At 68.8% G+C, this 23,770-nt stretch carries 26 protein-coding genes and 1 tRNA gene; 15 read left to right on the forward strand and 12 right to left on the reverse strand.

Annotation, left to right across the window (positions count from 1 at the left end):
* Nucleotides 1-51 precede the first annotated feature (51 nt).
* Together AB0L65_RS52790 and AB0L65_RS52795 are read left to right on the forward strand one after the other, a co-directional pair.
* On the forward strand, nucleotides 52-1,401 hold the full coding sequence (locus tag AB0L65_RS52790; RefSeq protein WP_364263214.1) for a hemolysin family protein: 1,350 nt from the start codon (nucleotides 52-54) through the stop codon (nucleotides 1,399-1,401).
* Complete coding sequence (locus tag AB0L65_RS52795) at nucleotides 1,398-2,420, forward strand: hemolysin family protein (protein WP_364263217.1); 1,023 nt, start codon at nucleotides 1,398-1,400, stop codon at nucleotides 2,418-2,420. Before AB0L65_RS52790 ends, AB0L65_RS52795 begins: the two co-directional genes overlap by 4 nt.
* Nucleotides 2,421-2,747: 327 nt before the next feature.
* Here AB0L65_RS52795 and AB0L65_RS52800 read toward each other — a convergent pair.
* Nucleotides 2,748-2,830 (reverse strand) — tRNA-Leu (locus AB0L65_RS52800).
* Between the two features lie 199 nt (nucleotides 2,831-3,029).
* On the opposite strand from AB0L65_RS52800, the gene AB0L65_RS52805 reads away from it, so the two are divergent.
* The 7 genes from AB0L65_RS52805 to pknB all read left to right on the forward strand — a co-directional run bounded on the left by AB0L65_RS52805 (nucleotide 3,030) and on the right by pknB (nucleotide 11,758).
* Complete coding sequence (locus AB0L65_RS52805) at nucleotides 3,030-3,770, forward strand: DUF3662 and FHA domain-containing protein (RefSeq protein WP_091081864.1); 741 nt, start codon at nucleotides 3,030-3,032, stop codon at nucleotides 3,768-3,770.
* Nucleotides 3,771-3,787: 17 nt separating this feature from the next.
* Complete coding sequence (locus tag AB0L65_RS52810) at nucleotides 3,788-4,258, forward strand: FHA domain-containing protein (RefSeq protein WP_364263220.1); 471 nt, start codon at nucleotides 3,788-3,790, stop codon at nucleotides 4,256-4,258.
* The gene (locus AB0L65_RS52815) at nucleotides 4,255-5,553 is read left to right on the forward strand and encodes a Stp1/IreP family PP2C-type Ser/Thr phosphatase (protein ID WP_364263223.1); all 1,299 of its coding nucleotides are present in this window, start codon (nucleotides 4,255-4,257) and stop codon (nucleotides 5,551-5,553) included. Before AB0L65_RS52810 ends, AB0L65_RS52815 begins: the two co-directional genes overlap by 4 nt.
* Complete coding sequence (locus tag AB0L65_RS52820; protein WP_364263226.1) at nucleotides 5,554-6,972, forward strand: FtsW/RodA/SpoVE family cell cycle protein; 1,419 nt, start codon at nucleotides 5,554-5,556, stop codon at nucleotides 6,970-6,972.
* Entirely contained in the window at nucleotides 6,969-8,429 is a 1,461-nt protein-coding gene (locus tag AB0L65_RS52825) for a penicillin-binding protein 2 (protein ID WP_364263229.1), read from the forward strand. The genes AB0L65_RS52820 and AB0L65_RS52825 overlap by 4 nt, the downstream gene beginning before the upstream one ends.
* A gap of 21 nt (nucleotides 8,430-8,450) precedes the next feature.
* A complete protein-coding gene (locus AB0L65_RS52830; protein WP_364263232.1) occupies nucleotides 8,451-9,800 on the forward strand; it encodes a serine/threonine-protein kinase in 1,350 nt (449 codons plus the stop codon).
* An 83-nt stretch (nucleotides 9,801-9,883) separates the two neighbouring features.
* Nucleotides 9,884-11,758, forward strand: a complete 1,875-nt coding sequence (pknB, locus tag AB0L65_RS52835; RefSeq protein ID WP_364263235.1) for a Stk1 family PASTA domain-containing Ser/Thr kinase — start codon at nucleotides 9,884-9,886, stop codon at nucleotides 11,756-11,758.
* A 128-nt stretch (nucleotides 11,759-11,886) separates the two neighbouring features.
* On the opposite strand, the gene AB0L65_RS52840 is transcribed toward pknB, so the two are convergent.
* The 3 genes from AB0L65_RS52840 to AB0L65_RS52850 are packed head-to-tail and all read right to left on the reverse strand — an operon-like array spanning nucleotide 11,887 to nucleotide 13,218.
* Nucleotides 11,887-12,459, reverse strand: a complete 573-nt coding sequence (locus AB0L65_RS52840) for a gamma-glutamyl-gamma-aminobutyrate hydrolase family protein (RefSeq protein WP_364263238.1) — start codon at nucleotides 12,457-12,459, stop codon at nucleotides 11,887-11,889.
* Nucleotides 12,456-12,614 (reverse strand): hypothetical protein, encoded by a 159-nt coding sequence (locus AB0L65_RS52845; RefSeq protein ID WP_364263240.1) that lies wholly within the window; start codon nucleotides 12,612-12,614, stop codon nucleotides 12,456-12,458. The genes AB0L65_RS52840 and AB0L65_RS52845 overlap by 4 nt, the downstream gene beginning before the upstream one ends.
* A gap of 1 nt (nucleotide 12,615) precedes the next feature.
* Nucleotides 12,616-13,218 carry a class E sortase gene (locus AB0L65_RS52850; protein WP_364263243.1) on the reverse strand — a complete coding sequence of 201 codons (603 nt, stop codon included), beginning with the start codon at nucleotides 13,216-13,218 and terminating at the stop codon, nucleotides 12,616-12,618.
* Nucleotides 13,219-13,361: 143 nt separating this feature from the next.
* On the opposite strand from AB0L65_RS52850, the gene AB0L65_RS52855 reads away from it, so the two are divergent.
* The gene (locus tag AB0L65_RS52855; protein WP_080047363.1) at nucleotides 13,362-13,607 is read left to right on the forward strand and encodes a cell division protein CrgA; all 246 of its coding nucleotides are present in this window, start codon (nucleotides 13,362-13,364) and stop codon (nucleotides 13,605-13,607) included.
* 34 nt (nucleotides 13,608-13,641) lie between these two features.
* Here the strand turns inward: AB0L65_RS52855 and AB0L65_RS52860 are convergent, their stop codons facing one another.
* Together AB0L65_RS52860 and AB0L65_RS52865 are read right to left on the reverse strand one after the other, a co-directional pair.
* Nucleotides 13,642-14,526 (reverse strand): rhomboid family intramembrane serine protease, encoded by an 885-nt coding sequence (locus AB0L65_RS52860; protein WP_364263246.1) that lies wholly within the window; start codon nucleotides 14,524-14,526, stop codon nucleotides 13,642-13,644.
* Nucleotides 14,527-15,063: 537 nt separating this feature from the next.
* Entirely contained in the window at nucleotides 15,064-15,600 is a 537-nt protein-coding gene (locus AB0L65_RS52865) for a peptidylprolyl isomerase (protein ID WP_364263249.1), read from the reverse strand.
* A gap of 235 nt (nucleotides 15,601-15,835) precedes the next feature.
* On the opposite strand from AB0L65_RS52865, the gene AB0L65_RS52870 reads away from it, so the two are divergent.
* Entirely contained in the window at nucleotides 15,836-16,258 is a 423-nt protein-coding gene (locus AB0L65_RS52870) for a YtxH domain-containing protein (protein ID WP_364263252.1), read from the forward strand.
* Nucleotides 16,259-16,364: 106 nt separating this feature from the next.
* Nucleotides 16,365-17,441: a hypothetical protein gene (locus tag AB0L65_RS52875; RefSeq protein ID WP_364263255.1), complete on the forward strand. Its 1,077-nt coding sequence runs from the start codon at nucleotides 16,365-16,367 to the stop codon at nucleotides 17,439-17,441.
* 1 nt (nucleotide 17,442) lies between these two features.
* On the opposite strand, the gene AB0L65_RS52880 is transcribed toward AB0L65_RS52875, so the two are convergent.
* Complete coding sequence (locus AB0L65_RS52880) at nucleotides 17,443-17,964, reverse strand: hypothetical protein (protein WP_364263258.1); 522 nt, start codon at nucleotides 17,962-17,964, stop codon at nucleotides 17,443-17,445.
* A 124-nt stretch (nucleotides 17,965-18,088) separates the two neighbouring features.
* Between AB0L65_RS52880 and AB0L65_RS52885 the strand changes: the two genes are divergently transcribed.
* The 3 genes from AB0L65_RS52885 to AB0L65_RS52895 are packed head-to-tail and all read left to right on the forward strand — an operon-like array spanning nucleotide 18,089 to nucleotide 20,569.
* Nucleotides 18,089-18,760 (forward strand): response regulator transcription factor, encoded by a 672-nt coding sequence (locus AB0L65_RS52885; RefSeq protein ID WP_364263261.1) that lies wholly within the window; start codon nucleotides 18,089-18,091, stop codon nucleotides 18,758-18,760.
* The gene (locus tag AB0L65_RS52890) at nucleotides 18,757-20,148 is read left to right on the forward strand and encodes an ATP-binding protein (protein WP_364263264.1); all 1,392 of its coding nucleotides are present in this window, start codon (nucleotides 18,757-18,759) and stop codon (nucleotides 20,146-20,148) included. The genes AB0L65_RS52885 and AB0L65_RS52890 overlap by 4 nt, the downstream gene beginning before the upstream one ends.
* 37 nt (nucleotides 20,149-20,185) lie before the next feature.
* Complete coding sequence (locus tag AB0L65_RS52895) at nucleotides 20,186-20,569, forward strand: Rieske (2Fe-2S) protein (RefSeq protein WP_364263267.1); 384 nt, start codon at nucleotides 20,186-20,188, stop codon at nucleotides 20,567-20,569.
* Here AB0L65_RS52895 and AB0L65_RS52900 read toward each other — a convergent pair.
* The 5 genes from AB0L65_RS52900 to AB0L65_RS52920 all read right to left on the reverse strand — a co-directional run bounded on the left by AB0L65_RS52900 (nucleotide 20,556) and on the right by AB0L65_RS52920 (nucleotide 23,747).
* Nucleotides 20,556-21,512 (reverse strand): GNAT family N-acetyltransferase, encoded by a 957-nt coding sequence (locus tag AB0L65_RS52900; RefSeq protein WP_364263270.1) that lies wholly within the window; start codon nucleotides 21,510-21,512, stop codon nucleotides 20,556-20,558. The genes AB0L65_RS52895 and AB0L65_RS52900 overlap by 14 nt on opposite strands.
* A 10-nt stretch (nucleotides 21,513-21,522) precedes the next feature.
* A complete protein-coding gene (locus AB0L65_RS52905) occupies nucleotides 21,523-21,858 on the reverse strand; it encodes a hypothetical protein (protein WP_364263273.1) in 336 nt (111 codons plus the stop codon).
* Nucleotides 21,855-22,232 (reverse strand): SgcJ/EcaC family oxidoreductase, encoded by a 378-nt coding sequence (locus tag AB0L65_RS52910; protein ID WP_364263276.1) that lies wholly within the window; start codon nucleotides 22,230-22,232, stop codon nucleotides 21,855-21,857. Before AB0L65_RS52910 ends, AB0L65_RS52905 begins: the two co-directional genes overlap by 4 nt.
* A 112-nt stretch (nucleotides 22,233-22,344) precedes the next feature.
* A complete protein-coding gene (locus tag AB0L65_RS52915) occupies nucleotides 22,345-22,917 on the reverse strand; it encodes a PadR family transcriptional regulator (RefSeq protein ID WP_364263279.1) in 573 nt (190 codons plus the stop codon).
* Between the two features lie 35 nt (nucleotides 22,918-22,952).
* Nucleotides 22,953-23,747, reverse strand: a complete 795-nt coding sequence (locus tag AB0L65_RS52920) for an MBL fold metallo-hydrolase (RefSeq protein ID WP_364263282.1) — start codon at nucleotides 23,745-23,747, stop codon at nucleotides 22,953-22,955.
* Between the last annotated feature and the right edge of the window lie 23 nt (nucleotides 23,748-23,770).

Below are 23,770 nucleotides of genomic sequence, written 5' to 3' on the forward strand. Positions count from 1 at the left end.
CCCGTGGAGTCTTTGCCCGTGCGCCAGCACGGGTTCCTCTGAGAGCTCACCATGGTGAGCGCCTATCTGGGCCTGCTGGCCCTCATCCTCCTCACGGCGGCGACCGGCTACTTCGTCGCTCAGGAGTTCGCCTTCGTGGCCGCCGACCGCGCCCTGCTCCGCGAGCAGGCGGCGGCGGGTGACCAGGCCGCCGAAAAGGCGCTCCAGGTCACGTCCCGCCTCTCCTTCATGCTCTCCGGCGCACAGCTCGGCATCACCGTTACCGCACTGCTGGTCGGCTTCCTGGCCGAGCCCGCGATCGCCACGATCGTACGACCATGGCTGGCGGACACCGGACTGTCCGACACCGTGATCACCGGACTCTCGGTCGCCATCGGGGTCTTCGTGGCGACCGTGGTCCAGATGGTCGTGGGCGAGCTCGCGCCCAAGAACCTGGGCATCGCCAGACCGGAGCCGGTGGCCAAGTTCCTGGCGAGCTCGACGCTGGTCTACCTGGCCGTGGTGGGCCCGGTGGTCAAGCTGTTCGACTCGGCCGCGACGGGCCTGCTCAGGCGCGTGGGCATCGAGCCGGTGGAGGAGGTGGAGCACGGCGCGACGCCGGAGGAGCTCTCCCGCATCATCGAGGAGTCGACCATGGCGGGCGAACTCCCCCCGAGACTCTCCGATTTGCTGGAACGGGCGCTGGAGTTCGGCGACCGCACGGCGGAGGAGATCATGGTCCCCCGCCCGCGCGTCGTCGTGCTGCGCTCCGAACAGCCCATCTCGGACCTGATCGAGATCATGCGCAGCTGCGGCCACTCCCGCTACCCGGTCATCAACGAGGACGGCGACGTCATCGGCGTGACGGGCGTACGCGAGCTCCTCTCGTCGGGCCTGCAGGAGGGCGAGATGGCGAGCATCACCCGCCCGGCCCTGCTGGTCCCGGACTCGGTCCCGCTCCCCGCCGTGCTCGACCGGATGCGCGTGGCCAAGGACGACATCGCCTGCGTCATCGACGAGTACGGCGGCCTGGCCGGCGTGATCACGGTCGAGGACCTGGCCGAGGAGCTGGTCGGCGAGCTGGTCGACGAGAACGACCCGGAGCCGGCCGGCGTGGTCGAGCACCCGGGCGGCATCTGGGAGGTCCCGGGCAGGCTGCGGCTCGACGAGGTCGAGCGCGCCACGGGCGTCGCGCTCCCGGAGAGCGACGACTACGACACCCTCGCGGGCCTCGTCCTGGCCAAGCTCGGCAGGATGCCCGACGAGGGCGACACGGTGACGGTGCCGATCGAACACGACACCGACCCCTTCGCAGAGGACGAGCAGGAACACCTGGCAGAGCTGACAGTGATATCTCTCAACCGCAGAGTGCCCGAGTGGGTCCGCGTGGCCCCCGTCCAGCACGCGGAGGTGGCCCGATGACCATGCTCGTCGTCAGCCTCGCGCTGCTGGCCTTCAACGCGCTGTTCGTGGCCGCGGAGTTCGCCTTCGTCTCCGCCAGGCGCCACCGCCTGGAGGAGATCGCCTCCCGCAACAACCGCCTGATCAGGCTGGCGGCCAGGTCGGCGGTCGGGGGCACCAAGCAGCTCTCCCTCATGCTGGCGGGCGCCCAGCTGGGCATCACGCTGTGCACCCTGGGCCTCGGCCAGGTGACGGAGCCCGCGATCGAGCACACCCTGGAGCCGGTCTTCGCCGCCCTCGGCGTTCCGGAGGGCCTGCGCATGCCCATCGCTCTGACGATCGCCCTGGCCCTGGTGACCTTCGTCCACATGGTGGTGGGCGAGATGGCGCCGAAGTCGTGGGCCCTGACCCACCCGGAACGCTCGGCCCTGCTGCTGACCGTCCCCTTCCGCGCCTTCACCTGGGTGATGCGCCCGCTCCTGTCGACCCTGAACGGCCTGACCAACCTCATCCTGCGCCTGTTCGGCGTCCAGCCCAGGAACGAGCTGGTCACGACCAGGACCCCCCGCCAGCTGGCCATGCTGGTGGGCGAGTCAGGCCGCATGGGCCTCCTGGACCGCGACGAACACGACCTCCTGACCCGAGCCCTCCGCCTGGACGACGAGGGCATAGAACGCCTGATGATCCCCATAGGCCAAGCGGTCATGGTCCCGCCCCAGGCAAACGCAAAGGAGATCAAGGAAGCGGCGGCAAAGAGCGGCCACCTCAGACTCCTGGTAGGCACGCCAGGCAACGTAAGAGGCGCCCTCCACGCAAGAGACGCCCTCCTGCAGCCGGCAAGCAAGGCAGAAGACCTCTGCCGCCCGCTACCGAAGCTCCCCTGCGTGACCCAGGTCCCTGAGGCGGTGACGGCCCTGCAGGAGGCAAGAGCCCACCTGGCCCTGGTGACGGCTCAACCTGGCGACGTCATCGGCATGGTGAGCCTCACAGACCTCCTCGGCGAACTCCTGGACACCAGAACCCTCGCCACTGTGACGTAAAACACACTGACAAGTCACCCGAAAGCAGGTTGCAACCAAACGGGCGTACCGTCAAAACACGGCACGCCCGTTACCAACAGGTTCTTGAAAAGAGAGACGCCCCCTCTTGCGATCCATCAAACACTTCGCCAGTGTGGGTCTGCCATGACAGAAGACAGAAGCGCCGGCGGCGACGGAGGGTCTGGGAGATCTCTCCCAGACAGGGGGGTCCGGGGGACCTCCCCCGAAAAAACGCTGGGGGTCCGGGGGTTATCCCCCGGAAGAAATGACGAGGGGACCCGAGGGAGCAAGCCAAAGGCTTGCGACCAAGAGTCCCCAGTCACCGAGTGGGCGAGGAGGGATTTGAACCCTCACGTCCTTTCGGACACACGGACCTGAACCGTGCGCGTCTGCCGTTCCGCCACCCGCCCTTGTGGGTGCGGAAAGAACACTAGCACGGAACAGTCACTGGTACTGAACCCGGATACGATCGCATAAGACACGGGAGCGGAGGAGCTGGGCGCGACAGCCGACGAGCGCCAGGGATGCCGTGACGTGGAACGAGCGGGAACCGGGCGCCGGACGCGTCTGGGGGCCGCGATCATATGCACGGAGGAAGGGAGGTACCCGGTGGGAGTCCTTCAGCGCTTCGAGCGAAGGCTCGAAGGCTTGGTTGAGGGGGCCTTTGCGCGGGCGTTCAAATCTGACCTTCAGCCGGTCGAGGTCGCCAGCGCGGTTCAGCGGGAGATGGATGAGCGTGCGGCGATCGTCGCTCAGGGTCGCACGCTTGTGCCCAACGACTTCGTGGTTGAACTGTCCACGACCGACAGCGAACGGCTTGAGGTCTACGCCGACAGCATCAGTCACGAGCTGGCCAACCTTGCCAGGGAGTACGCCAAGGAACAGGGCTACTCCTTTGTGGGACCGGTCCGGGTCCGCTTCGAGACCGCCGGCGATCTGGCTGTGGGGCTGTTCCGCATCAGGTCCGGCGTCATCCGCGGCGCGACGGTCGAGCAGGACGAGATTCGCCAGCCGGCGAGCGACCTGCCTCCGTCGAGGCCGAACGCCTTCAACGGGCGGCCGAGGCTGCTCGTCTCCACTCAGGACGACCCGCAGGGCGACCGTTCCTACGAGCTCACCACTCCGGTGACCTTGCTCGGCAGGGGCACCGACTGCGATCTTCGTCTGGTCGATCCGGGAGTATCGCGACACCATGCGGAGTTGCGGGTCGAGGGCCAGACGGTGGCCCTCGTCGATCTCGGGTCCACCAACGGCACTTTCGTCAACGGCCAGCCGGTACGCAGGATCGAGCTCCAGAACGGCACGCGAGTGACGTTGGGGCGCACGACTCTGGTGTTCCGGCGCGATTAGGGGTAGACAAGCGGTCCATGTCCGAGCTCACGCTGCTGCTGATCCGGCTCGCCTTCCTGGCGGTGCTGTGGTTCTTCGTCATTGCCGCAGTCGGCGTGATCCGGACTGACTTGTTCGGTTCACGCACGGCTCCTGTGGGTCCACGCAAAGGCGTGAAACCCACCAAACCGGCGGCGAAGCCCAAGAACAAAAAGGGCGAGCCACGCCAGCTCATTGTTACCGGTGGCCCCTTGCAGGGCACCACCATTAACCTCACGGAGACGCCCATCACCATTGGCCGGGCCAATGACGCCACGCTGGTAGTCACCGACGACTACGCTTCCAGCCGGCATGCCCGGCTCTTTCCCCAGGACGGTCAATGGATCGTGGAAGATCTTGGGTCCACCAACGGCACGTATCTCGACCGCTCGAAAGTCACCCGCCCGACCCCGGTGCCGCTCGGTGTTCCGATCCGCGTCGGCAAGACAGTCATTGAATTGCGCAAATGACCATCGCACTCCGCTACGCCGCCCGCTCGGACGTCGGCCTCCTCCGCGAAGGAAACGAGGACTCGGCGTACGCTAGCGGCCGCCTGCTCGCCGTCGCAGACGGTATGGGCGGGCACGCACACGGCGAGGTGGCGAGCTCAGTCGCCATCGCCGCCATGGCCTCTCTGGAAGAGGCCCAACAGGGGGGTGACCTGCTCAACGCCATCGAGGCAGCGGTACGCGACGCCAATCGCAAGCTGCACGAGATGGTGGGGCGGGATCCCAGCCTCAAAGGCATGGGCACGACTCTGACGGCCATGCTCTGGCACGGCACCCAGGTCGCTCTGGTGCACGTCGGCGACTCGCGCGCCTACCTGCTCAGGCGCGGGGAGCTCTACCAGATCACCCATGACCACACGCTGGTGCAGCAGCTCGTCGACGACGGGCGCATCACGCCGGAAGAGGCGGCCACGCATCCGCAGCGCTCGATCCTGCTGCGCGCGCTCGACGGCAGTGGTGAGGTCGATCCCGACCTGACCCTCCGCGAGGCGCAGATCGGCGACCGCTACCTGCTGTGTTCCGACGGCCTGTCGGGCGTGGTGAGCGCGGAGACGTTGCACGCCACGCTCACCAACATCGACGATCCTGAAGAGGTCGTGCGCCAGCTCATCGATCTGGCGAACCGAGGTGGCGGGCCCGACAACATCACGTGCGTGCTGGCCGACGTGGTGGAGATCACCGACGGGCAGCAGGTGCCCACCGAGGCCGCCATCGTCGGCGCCGCCGGCATGACCCGGCTGCATGGCAACCCCCAGGAGACCCATCCGGGGCGAGCCAGCGCGGTGACCGCGCCCCAGCCGGTCCTCACCGACGACGACTTCGATGAGCCGGTCGCCGAGGCGCCCCGGCGCAGGCGTCGTCGTGTGTGGCCCGTGCTGGTCACCGTGTTCGGCATAGGCGTCGTCGCCGTCGGCGTCGGCGGTTATTTTGGATATCAGTGGACCCAGGACCAGTTCTTCGTCGGTGCTAGGGGCGACGAGGTGGTCGTGTTCCAGGGGGTCCAGAGAGAGCTGGGCCCCTTCCAGCTCTTCAAGGTCTCCAAGGCCACGGGCCGGCAGCTCTCCAAGCTGTCCGATGCCGACCAGGCGCTGATCAAGGGCGGCATTCCGGTCACCAATGTCGACGAGGGCATCACGAAGATCAACGCTTTGAAGTTCGCCCAGGAGGACGACAAGGACAGCAGCGACACCCCCGCCACGACCGCCAGTTCGTCGCCCACGCCGACCGTGAGCGCGACCAAGACGAAGCAACGGTAAATGAGCGAAGTCGCAGATTCCCCCATCCCGATGCCGGCCAAGCGCCGCATGGCCCAGCTCGTCATGCTCGCTCTGGCGGTGCTGATCGTCATGGGGGCCTACGCCAACGTGGGCCTGGCGGTGGACGGCAAGGTCCCCGCGGGCATGCTGGCGTACGGGCTGGGTCTGGGCGGCCTGATGCTGGCCGCCTACCTCGTGCTGGCGAAGTTCGCCCCCTGGGCCGACCCCCTGATCCTGCCGCTGGTGACCCTCATCAACGGTCTCGGCCTGGTGATGATCTACCGGCTGGAGGCCGCCAAGATGGGCGGCGCGTCCACCACCAACCAGATCATGTGGACGGGTCTCGGCGTCGTCATGTTCTCGATCACCCTGATCGTGCTGCGTGACCACCGCATGCTCCAGCGCATGACCTACACCGCGGGCGCCGTCGGCCTGGTCCTGCTCGCCATCCCCGCGCTGCTGCCGGGCAGCCTCAGCGAGGTGCAGGGCGCCAAGATCTGGATCCGCATCGGCGGCTTCTCCATCCAGCCGGGCGAGTTCGCCAAGCTGGCGCTGGTCGTCTTCTTCGCCGGCTATCTGGTGGCCAAGCGCGACGTGCTGGCGCTGGCCGGGCGGCGGCTGCTCTTCATCGACCTGCCCAGGGCCAGGGACCTCGGCCCCGTCCTCATCACCTGGGGGCTCAGCCTGCTCGTCCTGGTCTTCGAGAAGGACCTGGGCACCTCGCTGCTGCTGTTCGGGACGTTCATCGCGATGCTCTACATCGCGACCCAGCGCACCTCGTGGGTGCTGATCGGCGTGCTCCTCTTCGTCGGCGGCGCCTTCCTCGCCGGGCAGGTCTTCGACCACGTCGGCGCCCGCTTCGACGCCTGGCTCGATCCGAGCAACCCGATCTACTACGGCAACGACCCCGTCTGCCTGAAGGATCCGCCGGGCGACCCGATGTGCAGCAAGAGCTTCCAGATCATGCAGGGCCTGTTCGGGTTCGGCGCGGGCGGCATCCTGGGCACGGGGCTCGGCGAGGGCAACCCCCAGCTGATCCCGCTGTCGTTCTCCGACTTCATCTTCGCCGCGACCGGCGAGGAGCTGGGCCTGACCGGCCTGATGGCGCTGCTCATGATGTACGCCCTGCTGGTCGAGCGCGGCCTGCGCACCTCGCTGGCGGCCCGCGACCCGTTCTCCAAGCTCCTGGCGGGCGGCCTGTCGTTCATCCTGGCCTGGCAGGTCTTCATCATCGTCGGCGGTGTGACGAATCTCATCCCCCTGACCGGCCTGGTCACCCCGTTCATGTCCCAGGGTGGCTCGGCGTTGCTGGCTAACTGGATCCTTATCGCGCTATTGGTACGCATGTCAGATGCGGCCCGGCGGCCTCCGCCCCAGGCGATCCAGAACGAAGGACTGACGCAGGTGTTCCAGCGATGAACAGCCCTCTGAAGCGCGTGGCGGTGGCCTGCCTGGCCATGTTCGCGCTCCTGATGATCAACGTGAACTACCTGCAGGCGGTGAAAGCGGAGGGCCTGCGCGGCGACGCCCGCAACACCCGCAACTTCTACGAGCGCTACGCCATCGAGCGCGGCCGCATCACGGCGGGCGGCAAGGTGCTCGCGCAGTCCGTCGAGACCAAGGACCCCCGGTTCAGGTTCCTCAGGCAATACCCCGAGGCCAGGCTCTACGCCCACGTCACCGGCTTCTTCTCGCCGGAGAGCGAGAGCGCCGTCGAGAGGTCCGAGAACCAGCTGCTCAACGGCTCCAGCGCCGACCTGCTGCTGCGGCGGAGCATCGACCTGTTCACCGGCGAGCCGACCAGGGGCGCCAACGTCGATCTCACGATCAACCCCAAGGCGCAGAAGGCGGCCTACGACGCGCTGCGGCAGAGCGGCAAGCGCGGCGCGCTCGTGGCGCTCGACCCGAAGACGGGCGGGATCCTGGCGATGGTCTCGCTGCCCACCTACGACCCGACCGAGCTGTCCGGCACCGACAAGGGCAAGGTCTTCCCCCGCTTCGACCAGCTGGCCAAACAAAAGGACCAGCCGCTGCTCAACCGTACGATCGCGCAGACCTACCCGCCCGGCTCGACGTTCAAGGTCGTGACCATGGCGGCCTACCTCGAGGACGACTCCTCGCGCGGGCCGCAGACCACCGTGGACGCGCCGCAGCGGCTGCCGCTGCCCAACACGAACCTCAGCCTGCCCAACTACGGCGGCGCGGCCTGCGGCTCCGGCTCGGTCACGCTGACGTACGCGCTGGAGAAGTCCTGCAACACGCCGTTCGGCAAGATCGGCATGGAGCTGGGCTACGACAAGATGAAGGAGCAGACCGAGAAGTTCGGCATGGGCCAGCCGGTCGCCGTGCCGATGTCGGTCACCGCCAGCGACTTCGGCAAGGAAGAGGACAAGGCGGCCCTGGCCATGGCCTCGATCGGGCAGCGCAGCAACCGCATGACCCCGATGCAGATGGCCATGATCGCCGCGGGCATTGCCAATGACGGCAAGGTGATGAAGCCGTACCTGGTCAACAAGATCACCGACGCCAAGGGCGACACGATCAAGCAGGCCGACCCCGAGGAGCTGTCGGAAGCGGTCAGCTCCGAGACGGCGGGCAAGCTGCGTGAGATGATGGTCAGCGTCGTCCAGAACGGCACCGCAAACCTGGCGCAGGTCCCAGGCGTCCAAGTAGCGGGTAAGACGGGCACCGCGGAGACGGCCGATGGCCAGCCACCGCACGCCTGGTTCATCTCCTTCGCGCCTGCCGAGGATCCGAAGGTGGCCCTGGCGGTCATCGTCGAGTCCGGTGCTGCCAACGTCGGTGCGGAGGCGACCGGCGGCCACACCGCCGCGCCGATCGCAAAGGCCGTGCTGGAGGCGGTGCTGAACAAGTGAGTGACGGTAACCTGCAAGGTCATGCGGCTCCGTAACCGCTATCTCCTGATCTCCCGCATCGCCACAGGCGGTATGGGGGAGGTCTGGCGCGCCCGTGACGAGTTGCTCGGGCGCGAGGTGGCGGTGAAGATCCTGCGCAGCCACATCTACGCCGACCCCACTTTCCGTGAGCGGTTCAGGAACGAGGCGCGCATCACCGCGGCCCTGGCCGACCCGGGAGTGGCGCAGATCTTCGACTACGGCGAGCAGAGCGACCTGGCCTACCTGGTGATGGAGCTGGTGCACGGCGAGCCGCTGTCGGCGATCCTGGCGCGCAACCGCTCCATCGGGCCCGAAGTGACGCTCGACGTGGTGGGCCAGACGGCCAAGGCGCTGCACGCCGCGCACACCTCCGGGATCATCCACCGCGACATCAAGCCGGGAAACCTGCTGGTCACCTCAGAGGGGACCATCAAGGTCACGGACTTCGGCATCGCGCGGGCCCTGGAGGCGGCTCCGGTCACGCAGACGGGCACGGTGCTGGGCACGGCCCAGTACGTCAGCCCCGAGCAGGCCCAGGGGTTCCCGCTCACTCCCGCGACCGACCTCTACTCACTGGGCGTGGTGGCCTACGAGTGTCTGGCCGGGCGCACGCCGTTCCGCGGCGACAGCCAGGTGGCGATCGCGCTGCAGCACCTCAACGAGCACCCGCCGCCCCTCGGGGTGGACGTGCCCGCGCCGGTGCGCGAGCTGGTCATGTCACTGCTGTCGAAGGACCCCACGCGGCGCCCGGCCTCGGCGCTGGAGGTGGCCGACCGGGCCTACCTGCTGCGCGAGTCGCTGGCCAGCGCCGAGCAGGGCGCCGACCTCAGCATGCTCACCGACCCGGGAGGCTTCCGGGTACGCGAGCCGGCTCCGGAGGACGAGCAGGAGACGGACCACCTCCATTCGGCCACCACGCCGCAGGAGCCGGCTGTGGGAAAGCGCCACAGGAGGACGCTGGCCCTGGTGGCCACCGCGGGCTGCGCGGCCGCGGTGGGGCTCAGCGCCATCACGTTCGCCGACCGGCAGCCGACGCAGCCGACGCCGGACGTGGCCGAGCCGACCAAATCGGCGGTGGCGCCGCCGGACCGGGCGACACCCTCGCCCACGAAGAGACGCACCAAGCGGCCTTCCGTGGTTCCGGTGAAGTCACCGAGGCCTATACCCTCGCGGTCAGCTACGGTAAGCAAGTCGGCAACACCTACCAAGAAGCCGACACCGAAACCGACCCCGACCACCCGTACCCCTACGCCCACACCGACCCCAACGCCCACCACTACACCCAAAACTCCGACACCCACCGCCTCGCCGGACCCGGGTGATACAAACCCGCCCAAGGAGGAGACGTGATGCGCTTTGGGGTCGATGATGGACACCGGCGGCCCCCCGAGCAGGCCGGTACCCAAGATGAACGGTAAGGGACAGTGCAGGAAATGACTCAGCCTCGGCTACTCGGAGGTCGCTACGAGCTCGACGGTGTCGTCGGGCGCGGCGGCATGGCCGAGGTGTATCGTGCCCGAGACATCCGGCTGGACCGCATAGTCGCGATCAAAACCCTCCGGTCCGACCTGGCGCGCGATCACACCTTCCAGGCCCGCTTCCGCCGCGAGGCACAATCGGCCGCCTCTCTGAACCACCCGGCCGTCGTCGCGGTCTACGACACCGGCGAAGACGGTACCGAAGGCACCCCCGTGCCGTACATCGTGATGGAGTACGTCGACGGCCGGACGCTGCGCGACCTGCTGCGCCAGGACCGGCGGTTGCTGCCGGAGCGCGCGGTCGAGCTGGTCGACGGCATCCTGCGGGCGCTCGACTACAGCCACCGCGGCGGCATCGTGCACCGCGACATCAAGCCGGCCAACGTGATGATCACGCGCGCCGGCGACGTCAAGGTGATGGACTTCGGCATCGCGCGCGCGATGGCCGACTCCGCGGCCACGATGACGCAGACGGCGCAGGTGATCGGCACCGCCCAGTACCTGTCTCCCGAGCAGGCGCGCGGCGAGCGGGTCGACGCGCGCAGCGACATCTACTCCACCGGTTGCCTGCTCTACGAGCTGCTGACCGGGCAGCCGCCGTTCACCGGCGACTCTCCCGTCGCGATCGCCTACCAGCACGTGCGCGAGGAGCCGATCCCGCCGTCGCAGATCGACCGCGAGATCCCCCCGTGGGCCGACGCGATCGTGCTCAAGGCTATGGCCAAGGACCCCGCCCACCGCTACCAGAGCGCGGGCGAGATGCGGGCCGACATCCAGCGGGCGATGTCCGGGATGCCGACCGACGCCCAGACGATGGCCATGACGGGCAACTTCAACCAGGGCACGCGGATGATGACCGCGACCCAGGCGGGGCAGGGCCCGGCCACGCAGCGCACCACCGCGGTCCCACCCTACGAGTACGACGAGGGCGGCAGTGGCGGCGGCGGCCGTGGCGGGCGGCGCAGGGCGAGCGGCGGCGGGAACAACGCCGTCAAGACCGCGCTGTGGATCATCGTCCCGCTGGCGATCATCGCCGCGTTCATCGGGGTCGGCTACTCGGTGTTCGGGTCGAAGGGCACTCCCACCGCCACGCAGATCACGATCCCGTCGCTGGCCAGCCAGGAGCGCGCGTACGCGGAAGAGCAGCTCAAGAACCTCGGGCTCACCGTCCAGGTGGTCCAGGAGAACAGCGACGACATCGACAAGGGCAGCGTCATCAAGACCGACCCCGCCGAGAACACCAAGGTCCCCAAGAACTCCACCGTCAAGCTGGTGATCTCGAAGGGCCCGGAGAAGGTCAAGGTGCCCGACGGCCTCGTCGGCCAGTCGCAGGAAGACGCCATGAAGGCGCTGGAGGACGCGGGCCTGCGCGGCACGGTCAAGACCAAGATCTCCAGTAAGTCGCAGGGCACGGTCATCGAGACCGACCCCAAGGCGGGCGAGTCGATAGAGAAGGGCGGCGCGGTCACCCTCTACGTGCCCAAGGAGCTCGGCGAGGTGCCCAGCGTGATCGGGCTCACCGTGAAGGACGCCTCGGCCCAGATCAAGGCCGCCGGCTTCAAGCCCAGGGTCGTCGAGCAGCCGAACGAGCAGCCCGAGGGCACCGTCATCCAGCAGAACCCGGGTGAGGGCGCCAAGCAGGCACCGGGCACGACCATCACGATCGTGGTGTCCACAGGTCCCGGCCTGGACACGAACAACCCGCAGCCCACCACGGAAGTGCCTACGGACACGCCCACGGACGACCAGACGGACTTCCCGTCCGACGGCGACCAGCCGACCGACGACAACCCGATCGGCGACGACGGCCTCGGAGGCACCGGCAACTGAGACATGAAGAAGGGCCGCCCGTTCCCGGGCGGCCCTTCTTCATGTCGTCGCTGACACAAGAACGCCCCCGCCGCTCGGGGGCAACGGCGGGGACGTTCACTTGGTAGTCGCTCGCCGGGGGACATTTGTTACAAGATTCCTCGCAGCCAATTCTGGAGCAGCCGATGGCCGTGCTCCGACAGCACGGACTCGGGGTGGAACTGGATGCCCTCGATGGGCGCCTCACGGTGGCGCAGGCCCATGATGACGCCGTCGCCGGTGCGGGCGGTCACGTCGAGCACGTCGGGGACGGTCTCGGGCAGCACGGCGAGCGAGTGGTAGCGGGTCATCCGCACGGGCGAGGGCAGCGTCTCGAACACGCCCTTGCCGTCGTGGGTGACGGGGCTGGTCATGCCGTGGACGAGCTCGGGCGCGCGGGACACGGTGGCGCCGTACGCGACGGCGATGGCCTGGTGGCCGAGGCAGACGCCGAGCAGCGGGCGGCGGCTCTCGGCCGCGTGGTGGACCAGGGGCACGCTCACGCCGGCCGCCTCGGGGGTGCCCGGGCCCGGGCTTATCAGGACGCCGTCGAAGCCGTCGGCGTCGCTCACGCGTACCTCGTCGCGCGGCCGTACGTCGCAGTCGGCGCCCAGCCCGCGAAGGTACTGCACGATGGTGTGGACGAAGCTGTCGTGGTTGTCCACGACCAGCACGCGGCTCATTTCCTCACGCTCACCTCGTCGAGCGTCACCATGGGCTCGAGTAGCGGAAACACGACATACCAGAGTACGACCCCCGCGGCGGCGACCATCACGGCGGCCGTCAGCACCTTGGTCCGCGCGGTGCCGGGCAGCTTGCGCCAGAGCCAGGCGTACATGTCACTCCTCGTCCTCGGACGCGTCCTTGAGCACCCCGTAGACGATCAGGCGCTCGGCGGCCGAGTATTCGGGGTGGCAGGTGGACAGCGTGATGAAGGCCCGGATCGGGCGGATGTCGGGCTTGCCGGGCACGGGGGCGAAAACGTCGACCTCGTCGGGCTTCACGATGTCCTGAGAGGTCACCCGGTACGTGTACGTGGTGCCGCCGGCCTCCACGACGATCTCGTCGTCGCGTTCGAGCTCGTCGATCTCGTTGAACGGCGCCGCGTACGTGGTGCGGTGCCCCGACACCACGAAGTTGCCGACCTGGCCCGGCATGGCGCTGTCCGGGTAATGTCCCGGGCCCTTCTTCAGGTTCTCGGTGTCCACACCCTCGACCACGGCGTACTCGTAGTCGCGGCCCAGCTTGGGGATGCGCAGCAGCGCCATCGGCTTGCCCGGTTCGGGCTTGACCGCCTTCCGCGTCGCCAACTGGCGCTGGAGCAACCGCTGCTGGCTCTGGGTGTACGCGCCGGTGCCCCAGAGCAGGTACGCGCAGAACAGCATCATGATCAGGCCCGCGGTGATGCTCGTCTCTCCCACGGCCCGCAGCGTGGCCCGCATACGATCAGCGTATTCGGGTCAGAAGCCGCAACCGGGGATCGCCATGTCCCGCGCGTGGCGGCTATCCTTGACCACACTTCAATTAGGCTTACCGAAGAGCCTGTGGACGATCCGGAAGCCCAGGCCCTCAGCAGGAGTTACCAGTGCCCAAGTCCAAGGCTCGCAAGAAGGCGGTCTACACCCCGCCGCAGAGATCACAGCAGGTCAAGGTCAGCCCCCGCTGGCTGGCACCCACGATGGTCGCGGCGTGGATCATCGGCATCCTGTGGATCGCGATCTACTACGTCGCACCACGGGCGCCCTTCTTCAGCGACCTCCAGAACTGGAACCTGCTGATCGGGTTTGTTTTCATCATCTTCGGGGTGGTGCTTTCCACCCGCTGGCGTTAGTTCTTTCCACAGCCTTTTCCACAGCCTGGGGAAGTCACACCGCGCTCATGATGGCCGACACCCTGACCATCACGAGCACGGCCAGCACGGCCAGCGCTCCCACGATCGCCAGCACCTGCCACAGAGGCCTGCTGTTCTTGGGAGCGTAGGCCAGCGCCGCCGCGAGCAACGTCCCGACGATCAGGCCGCCGACGTGGCCGGTCCAGCTGATGCGGAGACCGGAGATCGCAGGCATGACGAAGGTGATGAGCAGGTTGAGCCCGATCACCAAGGTGATGCCTCGCACGTCCAGCTTCAGCTTGCGGCCCACGACGAACATGGCGCCGAACATCCCGAAGACGGCTCCCGAGGCGCCGACCGTGGCCGTGGGCAGCGGGTCGAGCCAGAGGCCGAGCACCGAACCGCCCAGCGCGCTGAGCAGGTAGACGGCCGCGAAACGGAGATGCCCGAAGGCTCGTTCGAGATATGGGCCGATCACGAAGATGGCCCAGCCGTTGAACAGGATGTGGAGAAAGCTGCCGGTGCTGTGCACGAAGGCGACGGTGATCAGCCGGTAGTACTGGCCTTCCGCGACTGCCGGCGGCCACATCGCCAGCGCCTCGCCGACTGCGTTGTCGGTGAGGTACTGGGCGCCGAAGACCAGGACGGTGAGCGCCAGGATCGTGTACGTCACGATCGGCGTGCGTACGACGCTGCCGCCGAAGGTGGACTTCGCCTGGCGGATGCCCTTGTTGCCCTCGGCCACGCACTCAGGGCACTGGAAGCCCACGGCGGCGTCGCGCATGCAGTCGGGGCAGATGGGGCGCTCGCACCGCTGGCACCGGACCCAGGTCTCCTTCTCGGGGTGCCGGTAGCACGTGGGCACTGCCTCAGCGGGCTGCTCGGGCTGCGGGGGCGGGCTGGGCGGCTGGCTGGTCATGACCGAAAGCCTATGGCTTACACGCCGTACCCGCGTGTCCCCACCCCTCACCCCTAACCCCGCCACCGACCAGCGGAACGCGGCCAGCGACTGGCGGACGGCGGACGGTGGCCCCAAGGCCCGTCGCCATCGTGCGGCGGCCAGTGCGTCGACCCGTTCATGGAGCCACGTCGGCCGTGTGGGCGTGTGGTGCCCGGGTTGGGCTGGGGTGCCGATGTCCGCCGCTCCTGGGCGGGCAGGGCGGGCGGAGTGCCTCCTGTGGGGGACGGCCGGGAGGGAGGACGGCCGGGCCGGAACGCGACCGGGCCGTCCCATCCAGAGAACGCCGCCACCGCGACCCCGAGGCGCCCGATAAGCGCCTGATGGGGGGACATGGCCCCAAAGCCGGCCCGAGGAGCGCCCGGTGGGGATGTGGCCCCGGGCCGGACGGGTAAGCGCCCGGCGGGATGTAGCCCCGGGCCGGCCGAGGAGTGGCCGGTGGGGGCATGGGTGGGGCCGCCCCACGGCCTGGTGGGTGGGGCGGGGGTGGGTGGTGGGTCAGGCGGGGACGCGGTCGATGGTGACGGACTCGATGACGACGTCCTCGGCCGGGCGGTCCCGGCGGTCGGTCTGGGTCTTGGCGATGGCGTCCACGACGTCCTGGCCCTCGATCACCTCACCGAAGATCGTGTGCCTGCCGTTCAGGTGCGGCGTCGGCACGACCGTGATGAAGAACTGGGACCCGTTCGTCCCCTTGCCGAAGCGGACGCCCGCGTTGGCCATGGCCAGCAGGTACGGGCGGTTGAAGTACAGCTCCGGGTGGATCTCGTCGTCGAACTCGTAGCCCGGGCCGCCGGTGCCCTGGCCGAGCGGGTCGCCGCCCTGGATCATGAATCCGGAGATCACCCGATGGAAGATCGTCCCGTCGTAGTAGCGCGCGGTGCTCTTCTCCCCGGTGCCCGGGTGCGTCCACTCTCGCGAGCCTTCTGCGAGCTCGACGAAGTTGCGCACCGTTTTCGGGGCTCTGTTGGGGAAGAGCTCCACCTTGATTTTTCCACGATTGGTCTGCAGGTTTGCGATCAGCTTCTCAGCCACGAGACAGCCGCCCCCTCTATGTACAGGGTTAGTTCTGTGATGTTTTGAGGACTATGGCCGTAAGGCCTCCAGAGCCATCCTCCCACGGCTCGCCATGATTGAGCCGCCTTGTCCAGGGAAGGTCAGGCTCGGGGCCCCAACGACAGGGGAGGTTGTCGTGTCCCTGACAATGAAAAGACGCCGCGTGGTCATAGAGGTACCCGCCACGTGGACGGGCCGAATGAAGGCCCGGGCCGTGCGAACCGGCCACCTGATGGCGCCCGTGGCGGACCAGGCCAAGATGGCCGCCGCCCAGCGCTTCGAGGACGCCCGCTATTGGGCGGCGCCACGGATTCACTCCGCGGCGCACGGGTTCGAGGATCAGGTCGCTCCCAGGGTCAGCTCCATGCTGATCACGGCGGCCAGGAAGATCGACCCCACGCCCACGCGGTCGCGGCGATGGCCGACGCTCGTTCTGCTGACCGGCCTCGCGGTGGGGGCGATCGGTTACATGTTCTACCGCCGCAACGCCCAGCAGTGGACCGAGCACATGAAGGACTCCGCCTCCGATGCGTCACGTTGGGCCAGTGAGAAGGCCGACAGGACCGCCGAGTCTGCGGACCGGATGGCGGGCCGTGTGTCCGACAAGGCAGATGAGGCATCTCGCAAGATGTCCTGATCCGGTGCTGCCGGAAGGGAAGCGCGTCCTCGGTTGATCCCGAGGGCGCGCTTCCCGTTTCCGGGCCCCCGTTGACGAACCACCAAGCGCTTGCTAAAAACCCGGCATGGCGCTGTCTCCTTTAGACGACTACCCCGTCCACCAGGCCGCCCAGGTCATGCGGCACGTCGCCACCTCCGACCGCAACTTCTACGACCGCTACTACTTCAACTGCCACCCCGGCACCGACGAGCTCATGCTGATCGTCGGCCTCGGCCAGTACCCCAACCTGGGCGTCACCGACGCCTTCGCCTGCGTACGCCACGGAGACCTGCACCGCGTCGTACGGGCCTCCCGCGAGCTGGGAACCGACCGGATGAACACCCAGATCGGCCCCTTCCGCGTCGAGGTGCTCGAAGGGCTCAAGCGGCTCAGGGTGGTCCTGGAGCCAAATGAGCACGGCCTGTCCTTCGACCTGCTCTGGGAGGGCACGATCCCGGCGACGCTGGAGCCGCGGCACTTCCTGCGGTGGCAGGAGCGGGTCATGTTCGACTCGGTACGCCTGGCGCAGACGGGGCGCTGGTCCGGAAATATCAGGATCGGCGAGAAGGACATACCGGTCACGCCCGACCGCTGGCAGGGCACCAGGGACCGCTCCTGGGGCATCAGACCGGTCGGCGAGCCCGAGCCGCCCGGCATCCAGACCAAGAACGCGGGCACGTTCTACTGGCTCTACACGCCCATGCAGTTCGACGACCACGCCATCCTCTGCATCATCCAGGAGGACGAGCGCGGCCGCCGGATGCTGGAGGAGGCCGTACGCGTCTGGCCCGACGGCCGCGAGGAGGAATACCTCGGCAGACCGGACTACCGCCCGGTCTACGCCCCCGGCACCCGCGACGTCGTGGAGGCCACGATCACCTTCTCGCCTCCCGGCGGCAAGCCGTTCGACGTGCGCTGCACCCCGATCCTGCCGGTGCACCTCATGGTCGGCACCGGGTACGGTCTGGAGCCGGACTGGAAGCACGGCATGTACCAGGGCGAGGGGCCGGTCGTGCAGGGCGTGACGTACCGGCTGCCCGACGACGCCGCCAGAATGTGGGGCATGGTGGACGCCGTCGGGCGCTTCGAGTACGACGGGCTCGTCGGCCACGGCCTCTACGAGTACTGGGCGCTCGGACCGCACCCGTCCTTCCCGGAATGACCTAGTCGGTCTTCTCGCAGATGATCTTCACTGCCTTGATGGCGACCGACGGCGCGTCCAGCTTCTCGCCGGGCTGAGCCGGCTGGGCGGGCTGGGCGGTCCCGGCCTGCACGCCGTCGGGCAGCTTGCCGTCCTCCGGGAGGGGCACGGTCTTGGTCACCTCCAGCATCTCGCCGTCCTCCGGGACGGGCACGGCCTTCGTCACCGCCAGCCCCTCGCCCTCCTGCGTGACGGGTCCCCCCGTGGCCCCAGCCAGCGGCGGCGCCTCGCCGTCGGGAAGGGCGTCTACCTTCACCGTGTCGCTGGGCTTGAACTCGCGCACCTTGCCGTCAGGACCGACGATCTTGCCCGCCGGGGCCGTCCGCGCGAACTCGGCCACCTGGACGGTCTTGCCGTCGGCCGTCTTGCAGGTCACCTTCGCGCCGGCGGCGCCCGGGGTCTCGTCGGCCATGGCGGAGCCGGTCAGGCCGGTGATGGCGAGTACGGCGACCGCGCCGAGCAGCGCGAGACGACGCTTGAACATGGGTTCTCCTCACTGAGATCGGTCGAACGCCTCCGAGACTGGCCCGGCGTACCTGAAGTGATCCTGAAGAGGCCCTAAATGATCTTCAGGTTGGCTTTAGGTGGCCTGAGGCACTCTGGTCGGTGTGCGAGTGCTACTGGTGGAGGACGAGGAGCGGCTGGCCGACCTGGTGAAGGGCGGCCTGGCGGGCGAGGGCTTCGCCGTGGACGTGGCCCACGACGGGCGTGACGGCCTGTGGATGGCCACCGAGAACACGTACGACGTGATCGTCCTGGACGTGATGCTGCCCAGGATGAACGGCTACGCCGTCTGCGCCAAGCTGCGCGAGGCGGGCGACTGGACGCCGATCATGATGCTCACGGCCAAGGACGGCATCTACGACGAGGCCGAGGCGCTCGACAACGGGGCCGACGACTACCTGGCCAAGCCGTTCTCGTACGTGGTGCTGCTGGCCAGGTTACGGGCGCTGGTGCGGCGGGGCGGGCGGGAGCGGCCCGTGTCGATCACCGTGGGCGACCTGGTGGTGGACCCGGCGGCGCTGAAGTGCCGCAGGGGCGAGGTGGAGATCGGATTGACGCCCAAGGAGTTCGCGGTGCTGCACGCGCTGGCCCGCCGGTCCGGCGAGGTCGTGTCCAAGGGCGAGTTGCTGGCCCAGGCCTGGGACTTCTCCTACGACGGCGACCCGAACATCGTCGAGGTCTACATCAGCGCCCTGCGCCGCAAGATCGACACGCCTTTCGGGCGGACGACGCTCATGACGGTCCGCGGCGCGGGCTACCGGCTGGAGGCGGCATGAGCCCACTGCGCAAGGCGTCGGCCGCGCTCTCGTCCGTGCGGCTGCGGGCGACCGCCGCCGCGACCCTGGTGGTGGCCCTCGCCCTGGGCCTGGCCGCGCTGGCGCTGGTGGCGGTGCTGCGCGGCACGCTGGAGAACAACGCCGACGCCGAGGCCACCAGGAAGGCCGTGGCGGCGGCGCCGTACGCGCAGACGCTGGACTTCGTGCGCGCCACTCCGCTCTCGCCCGGCGTCACGGCGCCCGCGGACACTCTCGACGAGAGCTCGATCGCCATCACCAAAGACGTGCCCAAGCAGGGCAAGGCCGAGCCGCTCGCGATCGTCGGGAAGAGCGGCACCGTCCAGCTGCGCGACGGCACGACGGCCACGATCGCCGACCCCGACGTCCTGCTGACCGACGACAAGAGCGCCTCGGCCACCGAGTGGGCGGCACCGCAGAAGTACGCCGTCGCCGGCGTCAAGGTGGCCACCGTGGGCGGCCCCGCCATGCTCTGGTCGCGCGTCCCCCTGGAGGGCGCCGAGAAGGCGCTGCAGACGCTCTACGGCGCGCTGCTGCCCGGCGTGCCCGCCGTGCTGCTCGTGGTGGCCGGGATGACGTGGATCTCGGTGGGCCGCGCGCTGGCCCCGGTGGCCGCCATCCGGGCCAAGGTCGCCGACATCACGGCCCGCGACCTGCACCAGCGCGTGCCCGTACCCGGCTCGAAGGACGAGATCGCCTCACTGGCCACCACCGTGAACGGCACCCTCGACCGCCTGGAGACGGCCGTGGACACGCACAAGCGGTTCGTCGCGGACGCGGCGCACGAGCTGCGCAGCCCCATCGCCACCCTGCGTGCCCGCCTGGAGCTGGCCGAGCCCAGCGAGCTGACCAGGGAGGCGCTGGCCGACGTCGAACGCCTGCAGTTCCTGGCCGCCGACCTGCTCATCCTGGCCAAGCTGGACGCGGGTGAGCCGCTGCGCGCGGCCGAGCTGGACCTCGGCCAGGTGGCCGCCGAGGAGTCGGTACGCGCCAGTCGGCGGCCCGAGGTGCGCCTGGAGCTGGACATCGAGCCGGACGTGGTCATGAAGGGCTCCCGCGCCCACCTCGACCGCCTGATGACGAACCTGGCCGACAACGCGGTCCGGCACGCCGCCTCCACCGTTCGGGTGCTCGTACGCGCCGAGGAGGACCAGGCCGTGCTGGAGGTGCGGGACGACGGGCCCGGGATCCCGCCGGAGCAGCGGGAGGCGGTGTTCGCCCGGTTCACCAGGCTGGACGAGGCGCGCGCCAGGGACGCGGGCGGCGCGGGGCTGGGGCTGCCGATCGCGCGGGACATCGCGCACCTGCACGGCGGCACGCTCGTGTACGCAGATTCCGGATTTATCGCCAAATTTCCCCTGAACCACTGAAGATCTGCAAACGTGTGAGTGGTTGAAGGAGGCAACAATGCTCACACGCCGCGCATTGATCACCAGAGGCAGCGCCGCGGGCGCAGGAGTCGTGTTCCTGTGGCCGCGCCCGGCAGAGGCGGAAGCGGAGGCGGCCAAGCCCGTCCTCGCCACCACCAAGAGCATCCCAGTAGGGGGTGGGAAGATCGTCCAGGGCAAGTACGTGATCACCCAGCCGACGAAGGGCGTCTACAAGTGCTTCAGCGCCAAGTGCACCCACCAGGGCTGCACGGTGGCGAGCGTCAGCCGCGGCACGATCAACTGCCCGTGCCACGGCAGCAAGTTCAAGATCTCGACGGGCGAGCGGGTGGACGGCCCCGCCAGGAAGCCGCTCCCCGGCAAGAAGATCAAGGTCTCGAAGGGGAAGATCAGGCTGGCTTGATCGGCAACGCGTAGGTGGTGCTGCGCTTGGTGATCTCGAAGCCGGCGCGGGCGTACACGTTCACGGCCCCCGTGGGGTTGTCGGCGTCCACCCCGAGCCCGGCACTCTCGTAGCCCTGATCTCCGAACGCGGCAAGGGCGTGCCCGATCAGCGTGCTCGCCACGCCCTTGCCGCGCCACTCCCGCAGCGTGCCGATGATCTGGATCCACGCCTGGCGCTCGCCGCGCCGGGCGGCGGCCTCGAAGAAGTGCGTGATCAGCACCCCGACCGCGCGGCCGCCGGCCAGGGCCACGAAGGACGACTCGGGGCGGAAGTTCCTGGAGCCGGTCATCATGGCGCGCCAGCTCTCGGACGTGTGCCGCACGCTGCCCCAATGGTCGAGGAACGACTCGTTGCGCACGAGGCGGGCGCCTTCGTCGAGTTCGGGCGACCAGGCGACGATGGAGACGCCGTCCGGCGGCCGCACCGCGGGCAGGTCGCCCGGCAGGCTCCGCTCCATCCGGGCGAACCACCGTACTGCCGTGAGTCCGGCCCCCTCCACCAGCGCGGCGAGGTCGGACCGGCCGTCGGGGACGTCGACGTGGAGCTCCAGAGGGACGCCGGGGTGAGCCCGCTCGCTCACCCCCGGCGCCGTCCGGATGCTCCAGTCGATGATGTGCCTGCCGAGCCCCTGCCCGCGGTAGGCGGGGTGCACGCCGCCCGAAAGGCGCATCATGTGCAGGTCGTCGGCAGTCTGCCTGACGGGGAGGTAGCCGAAGGCCACGATCCGGTCGCCGTCCCTGGCCGCGAGCGTGCCCGTGTCCAGATCGATGAGGTGGCTGGAGACCTGCTCAGCCACGTCGTCGACGTCGTGGACCTCGCCGGTCCTGTCCTCGGCCTCCATGGCGGCCCAGAGCTCGGCCAGAGCCTCGGCGTCGTCCGCCGTCAGCGGTCCCCATTCCATGACCGGCAGCCTAGGCGAGCCTGGTGGCGCACCCCAACCGGGTTCCGATGTGGGTCAGGCCCTCGGCGAACGACCGGCGCGTACGTTCGCGGAACCCGATGAACAGCCGGTTCGCCAGGGCGACGGCCCAGTGGTGGCCGGCCACGTTGTACACGCGGTGGACCAGGCGCGTGCCCCCGTGGTCGGGGGTGACCGACCACTCGCCGCGGTACCACCAGCCGCCCTGGTAGGCCAGGACGTGCTCGCCCAGCTCCGTCCTCGGTATGGCCCGTACGATCTCCGGCCACACCCGCTCGACCGGAGCCTCGATCACTCCGGCGACCTCGACGATGAGCCGCCTGCTCACGGCGCGCTCACCCGCGTGTTCTGGAAGGAGGCGAAGCGCCAGCCCTCGGCCGTGCGGACGGCGGTCATCGTGATGACGGACCGGCGGCCCGGGTCGGCCGCGCCGTTCACGGACGAGCCGCCGCCCGTGATCACCAGCGCGACGTCGTCGGTGAGCGGCTTGATCAGCGGCTCGCCGCCGCCCCCTTCGAGCTTGATGTCGAGCTTGAACAGCTCGCGGTGGGCCTCCTCGATGGCCTGCCGGCCCTCCAGGTGCTGACCGAAGAACGTGATGTAGTCGGCGTCCTCGGTGAAGAGCCCGGCGTAACCCTCGGCGTCCCCGGAGTTCCAGGTCTCCGCGATCCGCGCGAGCAGCCGAACGATCTCTGTGGACATGGCACTGCTCCCTGTGTCGCGGCGCCTATCCTGTGAATGCGAGTTCGGGCAGGGCAGGCGCCTTGTTCGGATTTCCGGCCGCCGGGGTGTTGGCGCACCTCGGCGGCCCTTCTCACATCTCGGCCGTGGTGTCCCAGTCGAGCTCTCCCTTGTCGAGCCGGTCGAGCAGCCCCCTGATCCAGCCGAGCTCGGCGGTGTAGAGCGCCTGCTCGCACTCCACCTCCAGCATGAGGATCGCGGGCAGGCCGCTGTCGGCCATGGCTCGCAGGTGGGCATCCATCCCGGCGAGGACGCCCTCGATCGTGGCCGCGCGCCCGCGCAGCGCCCGCTGCGCCTCGGCGAGCGGCAGGCAGCCGATGAGCGAGACGGCCGCGACGAAGGCACGCCGGTCGGGATCGGGTTTCTCCAGGAGCTGCCGCAGCCGGGTGACCAGCTCCTTGCGGCCCTCGTCGGTGATCTCGTAGACCGTGCGCTCCGGCCTGCGGCCCTCGCGGTCGGTCTTCGAGGGGACGATCAGCTCGTCCTTGGCCAGCCGCTCCACCGCGTGGTAGAGGCTGCGCGGAAGGCCGGTGATGTAGTCCTTGTGCGTGTCGATGATGAACCGGTGCAGCTCGTACGGGTGGCTCGGGCGCACGGTGAGCAGGGCCAGCACGGTCAGGCCGACCAAGCTGTGGCGTTGCGCCATGATGCCTCCCTCCATATTGCACTTTGCAATATAACTCAGACATCCAGCTGCAGGAAGGTCCGCTCGATCGCCTGCCTGGCCACGTCCTCCGGATAGGGGAAGAGCTTGATCAGGTCACGCAGGCCCTCCACGTGGGCCCGCCTGGCCAGCTCGGCCACGAGGGCCAGCTCGGCCTGCTGCGCCTGCGCGTACGCCCGGTCCACGACCGCGCCGTGCCCCGGCACGATCACCTGGTCGGGCAGCTCGTCCAGCATCGCCGCCGTGGTGAGCGGCCAGTCGAGCGGGTACGAGTCGCTGAACGCCGGCGGCGCCCCCTCCTCCACCAGGTCGCCCGCGAACACCACGCCCGCGTCCGGCACGTGCACGACCACGTCGTTGCTGCTGTGCCCGAGCCCGAAATGCTGCAGATGCACGATCCGGCCGCCGATGTCGAGGCTGGCCGCGCTCGTGAACGTGTGGTCCGGCGGCACGATCGTGACCTCCTCGAACTCCTCACGCTGCTCGGGCCGCCCCTTGATCATTACGGCGCGCTGCTCCTCGCCGTACTGCTCGATCTCCTCGGCGCACCTGACGTGGCCCCAGATCTCGGCGGGGCGGAAGATCGCGTTGCCGAAGTAGTGGTCGAAGTGGGAATGGCTGTTGACGACCGTCCACGGGCTGGCGGTGATCCTCCTGACCGCCTCGACCAGGTCACCGGCCTCCCTGTGTGAGGCGCGCGTGTCGAGGACCAGGCAGTGCCCGTCGCCCACGACCAGACCCACGTTCATGTCGTACGACTTGTGGCGCCGGACATAGACCCGGTCGCCGACCTCCTGCCATTGCTCGTTCATGCCAACGAACCCTACTTTCAAGC

The sequence above is a fragment of the Nonomuraea sp. NPDC052116 genome (genome assembly GCF_040680035.1).
Classification (GTDB): Bacteria; Actinomycetota; Actinomycetes; order Streptosporangiales; family Streptosporangiaceae; genus Nonomuraea; species Nonomuraea angiospora_A.